Source organism: Kosakonia quasisacchari (genome assembly GCF_004331415.1).
In the GTDB taxonomy this organism is placed as follows: Bacteria; Pseudomonadota; Gammaproteobacteria; order Enterobacterales; family Enterobacteriaceae; genus Kosakonia; species Kosakonia quasisacchari.
This window is the reverse complement of record NZ_SJOP01000011.1, coordinates 176,420-190,292: the sequence shown is the minus strand read 5'-3', so window position 1 is coordinate 190,292 and position 13,873 is coordinate 176,420. Positions and strand designations below refer to the sequence as shown.

Below are 13,873 nucleotides of genomic sequence, written 5' to 3'. Positions count from 1 at the left end.
AGGAACACTCGATTAACTTCATGCGAGATAATTCACATAGCGTAATGCAACGCGTAGCGTTGACCGCTACGGCTGAGTTTTGCCGTGGTCGGGAAGTTGAAGTGCATACCACAAATAGAAATATTGTCCGTCGCGACGCGATCCAGCAGGGCGCTGCGCGTTTTTGCCGCCAGCACCGGGTCGCGGTCATAGGCAATCGAGACGTCAGGCCGGGCTATCTGGATATGCGGGAAATGGACAATATCTCCCCAGATAAGCAGAGCGTCTTTTTCATTGCCAAGCAGAAAACCGCTGTGGCCTGGGGTATGGCCAAAAAGCGGCACCGCCTGAATACCGGGCAGAATATCCTCTTGTTTGAAGGTCACCAGCCTGTCGTCGTAAGCGCTGAACGCATTCCTCGCGATGTCGCACGAGCGTTGGAAGCTCTCCGGTGCGCTGGCATACAGCGTTTCATCACGCCAGAAAGCGAGCTCTTTCTCATGCACGAACAGACGCTGCACATTATTGAATAGCGGGGTCTGTCGCGGGTCGGCAAGACCGCCAACATGATCCCGGTGTCCGTGGGTCAACAAAATCGTGTCGATCCTGAGCGGGTCAATGCCCGCTGCGGCAAGGGCAGCAGGTAACTCGCCGCTTGCTCCGTCAGGCGTACCGGTTCCGCTATCGATAAGAATGGTGTGTCCGGCGGTTTCGACCACGCAGGCGTTAATATTCATGCGCGGCAGGGGCGAAACGCCATTGGCGGTCAGTAACGCTTCGGCATGGCCGGTTTCAATGCCGTTCAATAGCGCAAAAGAACCTTCAAGGTAACCGTCACTCAGTATCGTGACGGTGATATCTTGCAATTGCAGGCGTTTGATTGCAGGTGTTTGCTCGAGAGTCCGGGACGTCATCATAATCCTCGCTTCGTTTTCATCACATTCCGTTGAATGTCGAATACAGCGTAACGAAAAAGCGTGTGCCTATTTGTTCAATGCGGTGCGTTTTGCGCTCATTGTGTGTGGGCCGCGAGTACGACGTTACTCGTCCAGCGCCTGAAAAGAATACTCTTTTTCCACCCGGCAAATGCGGGTAGTGAACGAGTGATACCACTTTTCGCGCCCGGTTTTCTGCGCAATGAGATGTTCGGCATTCATCTTCCAGTTTTTGATGGCATCAAGCGATGTCCAGTAAGAGACGGTAATGCCAACCTCTTCACGGGCGGAATCCACGCCCAGAAAACCGGGTTGGTTAACCGCCAGCGCCATCATGCGATCGGACATAGCGCCGTAGCCATCATCAACAGCGGTGCGCACGGAGGTGAAAATCACTGCGTAATACGGTGTGGGGTGGTTAAGTGCTGACATTGTGGTTCCTGATGTGGGTTATCTGATCTCCATCCTGACAGGAATTTAACGCAGCGATAGCTACCTGTTCAGGCGACTTTTTTTTCCGGATATTTGCCTTTTACCACGCCATCATAAAAACGACCTTTGGAAACAACGGTAAGAAACAGGGAAAAGATGCGTTCCGGCACGCCCTGATATTGGTAGATGCTTTTATCGTGAAAAGAGATTTCCAGCGTGCGAGTGCGTTCGTCATAACCGACAGAAGCGATGCGTGATGAGGTAACTGAGTGATGATGCATAAATTCGCTCCTTGCCGTTCGGGCTGAAACCGTGATTATCAGCTAGCTTCCTGCGGGTGTCATGCGAAATAGGTGCGTTAAAAAAGCCACCGGCGCTAACCGGTGGCTTTTTCGGCGGCTGGCTTATTCCGCGGTGTTTTTCTCTGCTTTACCGGCCAACTGGGCCAGGAAGTCGTAGCGTTTTTGCAAGTCGGCGGCGGCATCTTTCCACAACTGTTCCGCTACCTCCGGCTGCTGCGCGTTCAGGCGACGGAAGCGCTGCTCATTAAGCAGGGTTTCTGCCAGCGCATCTGACGGCGGCCGGGAGTCCAGTGCCAGCGGAATTTTGCCTTCTTCCTCACGGCGCGGGTCGTAGCGATACAGCGGCCAGAAGCCGGTCGCGGTGAGCTGGCGCATCTGGTCGTGGCTCAGCGCCAAATCATAGCCGTGCTCTTCGCAGGGGCTGTAAGCAATAATCAGCGACGGGCCGGGGTAAGCTTCTGCTTCCTGAATGGCTTTCACCGTCTGGTTGAGCTGCGCGCCCAGCGAAATCTGTGCGACGTAGACGTGGCCGTACATCATCATGCTAACGCCCAGATCTTTGCGTGCCTTACGTTTGCCATGCTCGCCAAACTTAGTCACCGCACCCAGTGGTGTGGCTTTCGAGGCCTGTCCACCGGTGTTGGAGTAGCACTGGGTATCGAGCACCAGAATATTGACATTCTCGGTCAGGCTCAGCACATGATCGAGGCCGCCAAAGCCAATATCGTACGCCCAGCCGTCACCGCCAATCAGCCAAATCGATTTTTCGACCAGCGCATCGGCATCGGTCAACAGTTGCTGCGCACCTTCCACGGATGCCAGCGCGGTACGCAGTTCTGCCACCTGTGTGCGACGCGCTTCCGGGGTCGCTTCCGCATGTAAAGCCGCATTCAGTTCCGCCGGAATATGCTCAGCAAATTGATCAACCAGCCGCATAACGCGCTGGCGGTGTTGATCCACGCTTAAGCGGAACCCAAGACCGAACTCGGCGTTATCTTCAAATAGTGAGTTCGCCCACGCCGGCCCGCGTCCGTTTTCATCAGTGGTGTAAGGCGTCGAGGGCAGGTTACCGCCATAAATCGATGAACAACCGGTGGCATTGGCGATCATCATCCGGTCGCCATACAACTGCGTCAGCAGTTTGATATATGGCGTTTCACCACAGCCGGAGCAAGCCCCGGAATACTCAAACAGCGGCGTAATCAGCTGTGAGGTACGAATGTCGATGCGCTCCAGTTTACTGCGGTCGATCTCCGGCAGATCGAGGAAGAAATTGTAATTCACTTTCTCTTCTTCAACGTGTTCAAGGCGCGACATCATATTGATAGCCTTGATATCCGGGGTCTGGCGATCTTTTGCCGGGCAAACTTCCACGCACAGGTTACAGCCGGTGCAATCTTCCGGCGCAACTTGCAGCACATATTTCTGCCCGCGCATATCGCGGGATTTCACATCCAGCGAGTGCAGGCTCGACGGTGCGTTTTCCATCTCTTGCGGCGAGACCACTTTGGCGCGGATCGCCGAGTGCGGGCAGGCGGCAACGCAGTGGTTACACTGGGTACAGAGATCTTCTTTCCAGATAGGGATCTCTTCCGCGATATTGCGTTTCTCCCAGCGCGTGGTGCCAACCGGCCAGGTACCGTCCGGTGGCAGCGCGGAGACGGGCAATGCATCGCCAAGGCCTGCCAGCATCGCTGCTGTCACGGTTTTCACGAAATCAGGTGCAGAATCAGAGACCACCGGCGGGCGATGGGCACTTTGCGGATTAACCGCTTCCAGCGGCACTTCAAACAGCGATTCGCGGGCCATTGCCAGCGCCTGCCAGTTACGCTCCACCAGTTCCTGGCCTTTACTGCTGTAGCTTTTGGCAATCGCGCCTTGCAGTTCAGCCAGCGCGCTGTCGCCCGGCAGAATATGGGTGAGATGGAAGAACGCCATCTGCATAACGGTGTTAATGCGGGCGGCAAGACCGCATTCGCGCGCGATTTTCGCCGCGTTAATCACATAGAGGCGGGCTTTTTTCTGGTTTAACACCGCCTGTACTTCCTGCGGCAAACGTGACCAGACTTCGTCGGCGCTGTAGGGGGTGTTCAGCAGGAAAATACCGCCCGGTTTCAGACGCTCGGCCATCGGGTACTTATCGATAAACTGCAACTGATGGCAGCCGACAAAATCCGCCTGCGATACCAGATAAGCTGAGTTGATCGGTTTTTCACTGACGCGCAAATGCGAGACCGTCAGGCCGCCCGCTTTTTTCGAATCATAAACAAAATAGCCCTGCGCATACCATGGCGTAGAGTTACCGATAATTTTGATATTGTTCTTGGTCGCCGAGACGCTACCGTCGCTGCCTAGCCCATAAAACAGTGCTTCTAGTTTGGCATGTGACGGCAGGGTGTTTTCCGGTAGCGGCAGAGAAAGGTTGGTCACATCGTCGTAAATACCGACGGTAAAACGCGGTTTGGGTTTCGCCGCGCGCAGTTCGTTAAAAATGGCCAGCACACACTCGGGGCCAAACTCTTTTGACGAAAGACCGTAACGCCCGCCAATTACGCGCGGCAGCGTTTCCCGCTCGCCGTTATTAAACGCTTCAGCCAGGGCGGTCATCACATCCAGATAAAGCGGTTCGGCCTGTGCGCCAGGTTCTTTGGTGCGATCCAGTACGGCAACGGTTTTCGCGCTTTCCGGCAACACGGACAACAGATGCGCTGCGCTGAACGGGCGATAGAGGCGCACTTTCAACACGCCGACTTTTTCGCCACGCGTCAGCAGCTCATCGATCACTTCTTCGCATGTGCCGATTGCCGATCCCATCAGCACGATCACACGGTCGGCTTGCGGGTGGCCATAGTATTCAAAAGGTTTGTACTGCCGCCCGGTGGCGGTGGCGAAATCGTCCATCGCCTGCTCAACGTGCGTGTACACCGCGTTGTACCACGGGTTGGTGGCTTCGCGAGACTGGAAATAGGTGTCCGGGTTGGCAGAAGTGCCGCGGATCACCGGATGTTCCGGATTAAGTGCGCGGGCACGATGTGCATCAATTTCCGCTTGAGGAAGCAAACTACGGATGGTGTCATCTGCCAGCGGCACGATTTTGTTGATTTCGTGCGAGGTGCGAAAACCATCAAAGAAATGAATGAATGGCACCCGGCTTTTCAGTGTCGCCATGTGCGAAATCAGCGCGAAATCTTGCGCTTCCTGCACACTACCGGCAGCGAGCATGGCGCAACCCGTCTGGCGAACCGCCATGACGTCGGAGTGATCGCCAAAAATAGAGAGCGCATGGGTGGCAACGGTGCGCGCAGCAACGTGCAGAACAAACGGCGTCAATTGACCCGCCAGCTTGTAAAGCGTTGGGATCATCAGCAGTAAACCCTGCGATGAGGTAAACGAGGTTGAGAGCGCGCCGGTCTGCAATGCGCCGTGTACGGCGGCAATCGCGCCCGCTTCCGACTGCATTTCCACAACCCGCGGCGTGTCGCCCCAGATGTTTTTCAGGCCGTTTCCGGCCCAGGCATCTGCCTGTTCAGCCATCGTCGAGCTGGGGGTAATGGGGTATATGGCGATAACTTCACTGGTGCGGAAGGCGACTGAAGCGACCGCGCCATTACCGTCAATAGTAATCATATGGCACCCTTGCATTGCTCAATAGGAGAGGCTTGTGTAACAGCGACAAGCCCTGTAATTATCCTCTTATTTTAGCAAACCAACGCGCGCGCAATTTTCGCTTTTGTGTCCTGAGGTATAACGGGAATCAATGAATTGCGATTTAACGGTGGGGGATTACCCGTTCTTATGGCGCTGGTGCAGAACATTTCCTGCTACCCTCATGATGGGATGCACTGACACACGGAGAAAATACCAACAACAAGTGTGCCGGGGGATTGGGAGGGAATAGCGCGCTGTTTGATCAGAGGATAGTCATGTTTCCTTAACAAACAGACACTTGCAATAATGCTATCATTGGTCGCTGCGTTTGCATGGAGTGAATAAGGTTTTTAATTAAAGGTTCTTGTACCTTTTACCGTGTGTTTCTTGATAATTGAGATTTACAGTTACAGTCGTTCTTGTGAAGAGGTCGTAGCGGGTAAAAATAAGATGAAAAAAGAAATATTTTTTGCGGCAAGTTTTATTACTGTGGTTTTTTTTGCGATTTCTATCACGCTGATTGTTCAGATCTTGAGTACAAGAACCCATACGCTAAATGAACTTAATACGAATATATCCAACTTAAGTCATACTCTCGATACGTATTCAGAGGGGATTGTTCGGCAAAGCGAGATGTTGATAAAGAATGTTTCTGACGTAACGGAAATGTATGGCATGAATTCCGAACAGTTAGCCAGCATTAAGAAAATACTCGCTGACCAGAAACAGCTTCTCACCCAGTTGAATAACATCATTATTTATGATGAGAAAGGGAATAAAATTATTGCGTTGCAGGAAAATTTTTCAGGCAGCAGCAATAGCTCCGACAGATTTTTCTTTATGCACCATCGGGATAATAATTCGAAAAATATCTTTATTGGTCCCCCTGTTGTGAGCAGAACAAACGGCCAGTGGGTGATAACCGTTAGCCGAAGACTGGAAGATAAAGCGGGGAATTTTAAGGGCGTTGCAGTGTTGACGCTGAACATTGCCACTTTCTTGCAAACCTATGGAAAGTTGGACATCGGAAAACAAGGCGCGATAGCGTTAACGAGTGATTCTGGAATATTACTTATACGCTATCCTTTTGATGAAAAATATATTGGTAGGGAAATTTCGGATTCACCATTGTTTACGGATTATCTAAAAAGGAAAGATTCTGGAATCGCAACCTCTGTTTCGCGTTTCGATAAAATAGCGCGTATTTATTCGTTTCAAAAAAATAAACGTTATGGTCTGGTTACAACCGTTGCCGTTAGCATGGATGAAGCTATGGCTTCCTGGCGTCGCCAGTCTGAAGTCCTTGCTATTGTCATTCTGTTTCTTATCGGTTGTGTCAGTTTTTCCAGCTATTATCTTATGCGTGATGTGCGCAACCGTGCCCGGATTAATAAAGAGCTGTCGGCAGCAAAAGAATCTCTGGCGTCTGCGAATGCCGAGTTGCAAGTGATGGCCGAGGAAGACTCCTTAACCGGGCTTGCGAATCGGCGCAAATTCGATGAGGCTTTATTGGCAGAAGTCGCAAAATGTGCCAGCAACAAACAGCAGATTGCACTGTTATTAATCGATGTCGATTATTTTAAAAAATATAATGATAGCTACGGGCATATTGCCGGTGATGCGTGTTTAAAAATAGTCGCCGAAAATTTAAAAGAAACCATTAATGAAACGTCTTTTCTGGCCGCCAGATATGGCGGAGAAGAGTTTGTTGTCATTCTGCCTGAAACGGATGCGATATCCGCTGAGAATATTGCCAGAAAGATAGGTCGTAATATCAAGCTCGAGAATATTCTCCACCAGCAAAGCCCGCTTGGCGTCGTGAGTGTGAGCATTGGTGTTGCCGCCGGATCTGCTGCCTCATTGAAGGGGAAAGAGGCGGCGCTCATCGAGTTTGCTGATGAGGCGCTTTACGCGGCGAAATATTCAGGTCGCGACTGCGTTGTCACCTCAGAACGTGAATTCGTGTGATGTGAGCACTGAATACGCAAACCGTCTGCTGCAGCAGGCCTCGACAACCACAACGCTGTGCACTTGAGCAAGACTGAGTTGATGCACTCATGAATTCCTGCTGACGATGAATTGTGTTCACTCGCCCACAAAAAAGCGCAAAAAAATGTTTCTAACACGCATAAAGATGCTTTTCAGCTCTCGACGTATTGCGCCGGGCTGCCTATGATGCTTGGGTTTCGCTTTTTTTAATTATCCTGAGGACACAGGAGCAGGGGGAGAGAAATGCGCGCAGCGTTTTTAGTAGGATGTGCCGCTTTATTATTATCGGCATGCAGCAGTGATGAACCCGTTCAGCAAGCGACCGCGGCACACGTTGCGCCGGGGCTTAAAGCCGCGATGTCAAATGGTGGTCAGGCGAATTGCGCGATGATTGGTGGCTCGTTGTCAGCTGCCCGGCAACTCGATGGCTCAATGGTAGGAATGTGTGCCTTGCCAAATGGCAAGCGCTGCAGTGAACAGTCACTTGCCACCGGAAGCTGCGGCAGTTACTGAGCGTTCGCCGCGCGCGTGTAAATCAGGGTTTGCTTCACCGTCGCCAGCGTCAGCTGGTTGTCAGTAAGATCAACCTGCGCCCCTTCGCTGAGCATCGCATTAATGGTGTGATCCAGTTCGTTACGCTGCGGGTCAGGGCAGAGCATCATGGTCATGCCCATCTGTTTGACGGTCAATGTGCCGTCAGAGAGTTTTCCTTGGCCCATAAAGCCGTTACACATTTTGCCGGATACGCGCAGGTCTTTATCAAAACGGATTTCCGGCGCCGGGCCATTACCCTGCACGGCCTGACCGTTTACGGTGGTCAGCACAAATCGCTGGTCTGCCAGTTGCTGTGGTTTCAATGTGTCGGTGCGGGAACTCACGCAGCCAGAAAGCACTACGCTCAACGCAACCAAAGTCATAATTTTCTTCATCTCTTCCTCTAAGGGGTTTTCCATTACGTGGGGGATTCTAACAGGCTGAGCCTGGGCGTCATCGGGGTTTGTCCGAAAGGGTTCCCCGCGCAGGCAGGGGAACCCCCGGACATTCAGAGCGCGTTAGGGCAGGCTTCACCGTCGCGTAACTGGCGCAAGTTTTCCAGCGTTGTTTCGGAAATGCTGATCAACGCCTCGGCCGTCAGGAATGCCTGGTGGCCGGTAAACAGTACGTTGTGGCAGGCTGATAAGCGACGGAACACATCGTCCTGAATAACGTCGTTGGATTTATCTTCAAAGAACAAATCGCGTTCATTTTCATATACATCCATTCCCAGCGCGCCGATCTTTTGCGTTTTCAGTGCTTCTATGGCGGCTTGCGAATCGACTAATCCGCCGCGGCTGGTGTTGATGATCATCACGCCATCTTTCATCTGATCAAAAGCGTCGCGGTTAAGCAGGTGGAAATTTTCTGGCGTGAGCGGGCAGTGCAGGGAGATGACATCCGCCTGCGAAAACAGCGTCGGTAGATCAACATACTCCACGCCAAGCTCCAGTGCGGCTGCGCTCGGATACGGGTCGAACGCCAGCAGGCGCATGCCAAACCCTTTCAGAATACGCAGCGCGGCAACGCCAATCTTACCGGTGCCGATCACGCCCGCTGTTTTACCGTACATGGTGAAACCGGTCAGCCCTTCCAGGGAAAAGTTAGCATCGCGGGTACGCTGATACGCGCGGTGAATGCGACGGTTCAGCGTCATCATCATGCCAATAGCATGCTCCGCCACCGCTTCCGGTGAATAGGCCGGAACGCGTACTACCTGCAAACCCAGCTCTTTTGCTGCCTCGAGATCGACGTTGTTGAACCCGGCACAGCGCAGGGCAATAAATTTCACCCCGAGTTTTTTCAACTCTTCCAGTACCGGGCGGCTACCATCGTCGTTAACAAAAATACAGACCGCTTCACAGCCGTTAGCCGTTTTGGCAGTCTTTTCGGTCAACAGAAAGTCGAAAAATTCAAGATCGTAGCCATATTTCTCGTTTACCTGCTGCAAATACTTTTTATCGTATTGCTTTGTGCTGTATATCGCGAGTTTCATAAGACTTTCTCCAATGGTTTCTGCCCGTATTATCACGTTTTAAAATTATTATGTAAACATTCAAATTTAATTGATGTTCATGGGCGCGGTGAATGCTTCCAGTTTCAGTATATCTGCTGTGGTCCGCCTATTAGCGCAATTGTTTTAAAGCACTGCGCGTGCCCCAGATAATAGCCGTCGCTGCAATAACCCCGATGAGCCATGGAATTTTGGAGTCGTGAAAGTAATTAGCACTGAGGTAATCGCTGAAGGTAAAGCAGGTGAAAACGGTGGTTCCGCTAAGCCAGCCGCGAATCAAAGAGCCTTTAGTGAACATACGCTGAATCCATAAATTAATGATATTAAAACACTATTTTCTGTAACTACTGAAAATGCAATCGCCAGACTATGATTAAGACGGCACGTGCCTTCAAAGGGGCGCTCAAACATGCCACAATAACCGCCAGAACCGGCTTAATCATATGCAAAATCAGGATATTAGCTACCCATGAAGGGTAAATACAAAGCCGCCATCGCACTGGTGTTACTGTTCATTCTGCTGCCGCTTACGCTGCTGCTGACGCTCGCGCAGTGGGTGCCGACGCTGGCGGGGATCTGGCTGCCGGTCGGCACGCGTATCGCCATGGACGAGAGCCCACGATTTACCCGACATGCGTTACAAATCCCCGATCTGCGCTATCTGGTCGGTGATTGCCAGCTGGCGTCATTACAGAACGCCGAACTCACACACCCCAGCCGTTGGCAGCTTCATATTGGCGCGCTGGATATTAACACCGCCTGTCTTAATAAACTGCCACAAAGTGAAACTGTTTCTACCGCGCCGCGAACGCTGGCCGAATGGCAAGCCATGCTTCCTTATAGCTGGCTGACGGTGGAGCGTTTTACGGTTTCGCCATGGAAAACGTGGGCCGGTAAATTATCGCTGTCGTTGACACCGGATCTTCAGCAACTCACTTATTCTGGCGAGCGCGTTGAACTCAGCGCCCGTTTGCGCGGGCAGGCGCTGACTGTTAGCCGTATGGCGCTACGTCTCGTTGATGACCAGCCGCCGTTTACGCTCGGCGGTGAATTTACCCTGCCGGAAGTTCCAAACGGCGTACCCGTCAATGGACATATGGAAAGCACCTTAACCCTGTCGCAGCAACCAGGCGTGGTGGATGTTGATCTCGACTGGCGTGATAACGAAGGGCAACTGGTAGTCATGGCGCGGGATCAGGGCGATCCACTGCTCGATCTGCCATGGCAGCTTACGCCCGAACAATTGACCATCAGCGATGGACGCTGGAGCTGGCCTTATCAGGGTTTTCCGCTTAGCGGTCGTGTTGGCTTGAAAGTGGATAACTGGCAACAGGGGCTGGAAAAGGCGCAATTCAGTGGCCGCTTAAACGTACTGACGCAGGGCGACGCCGGGAAAGGCAATGCGGTGCTGACCATTGGCCCTGGCCGTCTTGGTATCGATAATAACGATATGCCGCTGCAATTGACCGGAGAAGCAAAGCAGGGCGATCTGGTGTTTTATGCGGTGCTTCCCGCCCATCTGAGCGGCAGTGCTGACGATCCGCAACTGGCCTTTACGCCGGGTGCGCTGCTGCGTTCGCGCGGGCGGGTGATTGATTCGTTAAACATTGATGAAGTGCGCTGGCCGCTGGCGGGCGTCAAGCTGACTCAGCGCGGTATTGATGGGCGTTTACAGGCCATTCTTCGCGCACATGAAAATGCGATGGGAGATTTCAGCCTGCACCTTGATGGCCTGGCTCAGGATTTTCTGCCGGATAACGGCCTGTGGCGCTGGCGCTACTGGGGCGATGGCAATTTCACACCGATGAATGCGCGCTGGGATGTTGCGGGGCGCGGTGAATGGAATAACAACACCATTACGCTGACCGATCTCTCGACTGGCTTTAATCAGTTGCAATATGGCGCGATGCACATGGCTGCACCACGGTTAGTGCTGGATGCGCCAGTAAAATGGGTGCGTGATGCGGCAAACCCGCAATTCACCGGCGCACTGACGTTGGATGCCGGGCAAACCACCTTCAATGCGGGAAGTGTATTACCGCCGTCGACGTTGAAATTCAGCGTGAACGGCGACGACCCAACCCTGTTCCAGTTTAAAGGTGCGTTGCAAGCCGACACGATTGGCCCGGTGCAGGTCAATGGCCGTTGGGATGGTGAGCGTCTGCGTGGGCAGGCCTGGTGGCCGCGTCAGGCGCTGTCGGTATTTCAGCCGCTTATTCCACCGGACCTGAAAATGAAACTGCTTGATGGCGCACTGTATGCGCAGGTCGCCTTTTCCGCCGCAGCGGATCAAGGTTTTGAAGCAGGTGGCCACGGTGTGCTAAAAAGCGGCAGTGTCTGGACGCCGGACAACCAAATTCGCGGCGTCGACTTTGTGTTGCCATTCCGCTACCGCGAAGGGCGCTGGCAGTTGGGTACCCGCAGGCCGGTTTCGCTGCGCATTGGTGAGATAACGAACCAGGTGACGGCGAAAAACTTCACCGCAGATTTACAGGGTGCGTGGCCGTGGAGCGAGGACAATCCGCTCGTTTTAAGCGATGTCAGCGTCGATGTGCTGGGCGGGAAAGTGACTATGCAACAGTTACGTATGCCGCAGCACGACCCGGCGCTGCTGCGTCTGAAGCACATTTCCGCCAGCGAGTTGATAAGCGCGGTGAATCCGAAGCAGTTCGCGCTTTCCGGGCCGTTTGACGGCGCGCTGCCACTGTGGCTGGATAACCCGCAATGGATCATTAAAGATGGCTGGTTGCATAACCCCGGGCCGATGACGCTGCGGATCGATAAAGATACCGCCGATGCGGTGGTGAAAGACAACATGGCGGCGGGCGCGGCGATTAACTGGCTGCGCTATATGGAAATTTCCCGCTCATGGACGAAGATCAATCTGGATAATCTGGGTCTGTTGACGTTGCAGGCGACCCTGCGCGGCACCAGTTTTGTTGATGGCAAAAGCAGTACCGTGAATTTGAACTATACCCATGAGGAGAATGTATTCACTTTATGGCGCAGTTTACGTTTTGGCGACAATTTGCAGTCATGGCTTGAGCAACACGCGGCGCTACCGCAAGCCCGCTGCGCGAAGGGCGAAGAGTGTGAGGATAAAAAATGAAAACCCTGAAAGCCGTGCCCGTATTGATGGCGACAATGTTGCTGGCCGCTTGCACGCCGCGCATTGAAGTGGCGGCGCCGAAAGAGCCGATCACCATCAATATGAATGTGAAGATTGAGCATGAAATTCACATCAAAGTGGATAAAGACGTAGAAACCCTGCTGAAAACCCGCAGCGACTTGTTCTGAGGCGATGATGAAAAAACGTGTCATAAGCGCGCTGCTGGCCGTTGGCCTTTTCAGCGCAACCGCTCAGGCGCTGACGCTTGATGAGGCCCGCAGTCAGGGGCGCGTAGGCGAAACGCTCAATGGCTATGTCGCGCCGATAAGCCAGGATAAAGAGACGCTGGCGCTGGTTGATCGCATTAATAAAGCGCGGACCGAGAGCTACCAACAGTTAGCCGATCGCAATAACATCGCCGTTGATGATGTTGCCAAAATGGCCGGGCAGAAACTGGTGGAACGCGCGAAGCCTGGCGATTATGTGCAGGGCATTAATGGTAAATGGCTGAAGAAACAGTAAGCGGCGCGTTGTTTTCATGGCCAATGTGCTGGTGCAACCACGGCAGGTATCTTCAGCCCGGCAGATCGGTCAAAGGTCTCAACCACAGAACAACAACCAAAGAGAACATTGCGGAAAGCGAATAGCGGGAGGAGCGGGGAAAAGAACCCTCCCACCACGCGGTGAGAGGGGGAGATCTTAGGCGGCTACCAGGCTATCGATGGCTGCTTTTGCGTCGGTCTGCGCTTTGGTCGCCACTTCCGGGCCGTAAGCGATGCCTTCTGCGAAGACAAAGTTCACATCGGTAATGCCGATAAAGCCCAGGAACAATTTCAGGTACGGCGCAACCAGATCGGATGGGCTGTCTTTATGGATACCGCCACGGCTTGAAACCACGACAACGCGTTTACCTTTCACCAGACCTTCCGGACCGGCTTCGGTATAACGGAACGTAACGCCAGCACGCGCCACCAGGTCGAAGTAGTTTTTCAGCTGCGTCGGGATGTTGAAGTTGTACATCGGGGCGTTAATGACGATCACGTCATGTGCTTGCAGCTCAGCGATCAGCTCGTCGGAGAGTGCCAGCGCTTCCTGCTGACGCGGTGTCAGCGGTGCATCGCTCGGGCGCAGCGCGCCAACCAGTTCACCATCCAGCACCGGGATTGGGTTAGCGGCCAGGTCACGAACGGTAATGTGATCCGCCGCGTGTTTTTCGCGCCACTGTTCAACGAAATAATCGGCCAACTGACCAGACTGTGAGTACCCTGCCAGAATACTGGATTTAAGAACGAGAACTTTGCTCATTGGGTGTTTCCTTTATTTATATTGTATTTGCAATGGGTTGCCCCGTGACGTTATGACACTCTATTCACAAATTCACGACATGAATAGCGCAATATATCGAATCCTATGTTCGAATTTCTTGAACAAG

13 protein-coding genes are annotated in these 13,873 nt (G+C 53.0%); 5 read left to right on the top strand and 8 right to left on the bottom strand.

The window, feature by feature from the left end; all coding sequences use genetic code 11:
• Positions 1–32: 32 nt before the first annotated feature.
• The 4 genes from E0L21_RS13965 to nifJ form a co-directional block, all read right to left on the bottom strand.
• A complete protein-coding gene (locus E0L21_RS13965; RefSeq protein ID WP_235855239.1) occupies positions 33–896 on the bottom strand; it encodes an MBL fold metallo-hydrolase in 864 nt (287 codons plus the stop codon).
• Positions 897–1,019: 123 nt separating this feature from the next.
• On the bottom strand, positions 1,020–1,346 hold the full coding sequence (locus tag E0L21_RS13960) for an antibiotic biosynthesis monooxygenase family protein (RefSeq protein ID WP_131410450.1): 327 nt from the start codon (positions 1,344–1,346) through the stop codon (positions 1,020–1,022).
• Between the two features lie 68 nt (positions 1,347–1,414).
• The gene (locus E0L21_RS13955) at positions 1,415–1,627 is read right to left on the bottom strand and encodes a KTSC domain-containing protein (RefSeq protein ID WP_131410448.1); all 213 of its coding nucleotides are present in this window, start codon (positions 1,625–1,627) and stop codon (positions 1,415–1,417) included.
• 123 nt (positions 1,628–1,750) lie between these two features.
• Positions 1,751–5,275 carry a pyruvate:ferredoxin (flavodoxin) oxidoreductase gene (gene nifJ, locus E0L21_RS13950; protein WP_131410446.1) on the bottom strand — a complete coding sequence of 1,175 codons (3,525 nt, stop codon included), beginning with the start codon at positions 5,273–5,275 and terminating at the stop codon, positions 1,751–1,753.
• Between the two features lie 471 nt (positions 5,276–5,746).
• Here nifJ and E0L21_RS13945 point away from each other — a divergent pair, with 471 nt between their 5' ends.
• Both E0L21_RS13945 and E0L21_RS13940 read left to right on the top strand, forming a co-directional pair.
• Complete coding sequence (locus E0L21_RS13945; RefSeq protein ID WP_131410444.1) at positions 5,747–7,264, top strand: sensor domain-containing diguanylate cyclase; 1,518 nt, start codon at positions 5,747–5,749, stop codon at positions 7,262–7,264.
• Positions 7,265–7,528: 264 nt separating this feature from the next.
• Positions 7,529–7,798 carry a putative hemolysin gene (locus E0L21_RS13940; RefSeq protein WP_131410442.1) on the top strand — a complete coding sequence of 90 codons (270 nt, stop codon included), beginning with the start codon at positions 7,529–7,531 and terminating at the stop codon, positions 7,796–7,798.
• Here the strand turns inward: E0L21_RS13940 and hslJ are convergent.
• The 3 genes from hslJ to E0L21_RS13925 all read right to left on the bottom strand — a co-directional run bounded on the left by hslJ (position 7,792) and on the right by E0L21_RS13925 (position 9,630).
• Complete coding sequence (hslJ, locus tag E0L21_RS13935; RefSeq protein ID WP_131410440.1) at positions 7,792–8,214, bottom strand: heat shock protein HslJ; 423 nt, start codon at positions 8,212–8,214, stop codon at positions 7,792–7,794. The two genes, E0L21_RS13940 and hslJ, sit on opposite strands and share 7 nt — an antisense overlap.
• A 113-nt stretch (positions 8,215–8,327) precedes the next feature.
• Positions 8,328–9,314, bottom strand: coding sequence for a 2-hydroxyacid dehydrogenase (locus E0L21_RS13930; RefSeq protein WP_131410438.1), 987 nt, complete (start codon positions 9,312–9,314; stop codon positions 8,328–8,330).
• Positions 9,315–9,444: 130 nt separating this feature from the next.
• Positions 9,445–9,630, bottom strand: a complete 186-nt coding sequence (locus E0L21_RS13925; RefSeq protein ID WP_131410436.1) for a hypothetical protein — start codon at positions 9,628–9,630, stop codon at positions 9,445–9,447.
• Positions 9,631–9,801: 171 nt separating this feature from the next.
• On the opposite strand from E0L21_RS13925, the gene E0L21_RS13920 reads away from it, so the two are divergent.
• The 3 genes from E0L21_RS13920 to E0L21_RS13910 are packed head-to-tail and all read left to right on the top strand — an operon-like array spanning position 9,802 to position 12,963.
• Positions 9,802–12,441, top strand: coding sequence for a YdbH family protein (locus tag E0L21_RS13920; protein WP_131410435.1), 2,640 nt, complete (start codon positions 9,802–9,804; stop codon positions 12,439–12,441).
• On the top strand, positions 12,438–12,629 hold the full coding sequence (locus E0L21_RS13915) for a YnbE family lipoprotein (protein ID WP_131410433.1): 192 nt from the start codon (positions 12,438–12,440) through the stop codon (positions 12,627–12,629). Before E0L21_RS13920 ends, E0L21_RS13915 begins: the two co-directional genes overlap by 4 nt.
• Positions 12,630–12,636: 7 nt before the next feature.
• On the top strand, positions 12,637–12,963 hold the full coding sequence (locus tag E0L21_RS13910) for a YdbL family protein (RefSeq protein ID WP_131410431.1): 327 nt from the start codon (positions 12,637–12,639) through the stop codon (positions 12,961–12,963).
• Between the two features lie 177 nt (positions 12,964–13,140).
• On the opposite strand, the gene azoR is transcribed toward E0L21_RS13910, so the two are convergent.
• A complete protein-coding gene (azoR, locus tag E0L21_RS13905; RefSeq protein ID WP_131410429.1) occupies positions 13,141–13,746 on the bottom strand; it encodes an FMN-dependent NADH-azoreductase in 606 nt (201 codons plus the stop codon).
• Between the last annotated feature and the right edge of the window lie 127 nt (positions 13,747–13,873).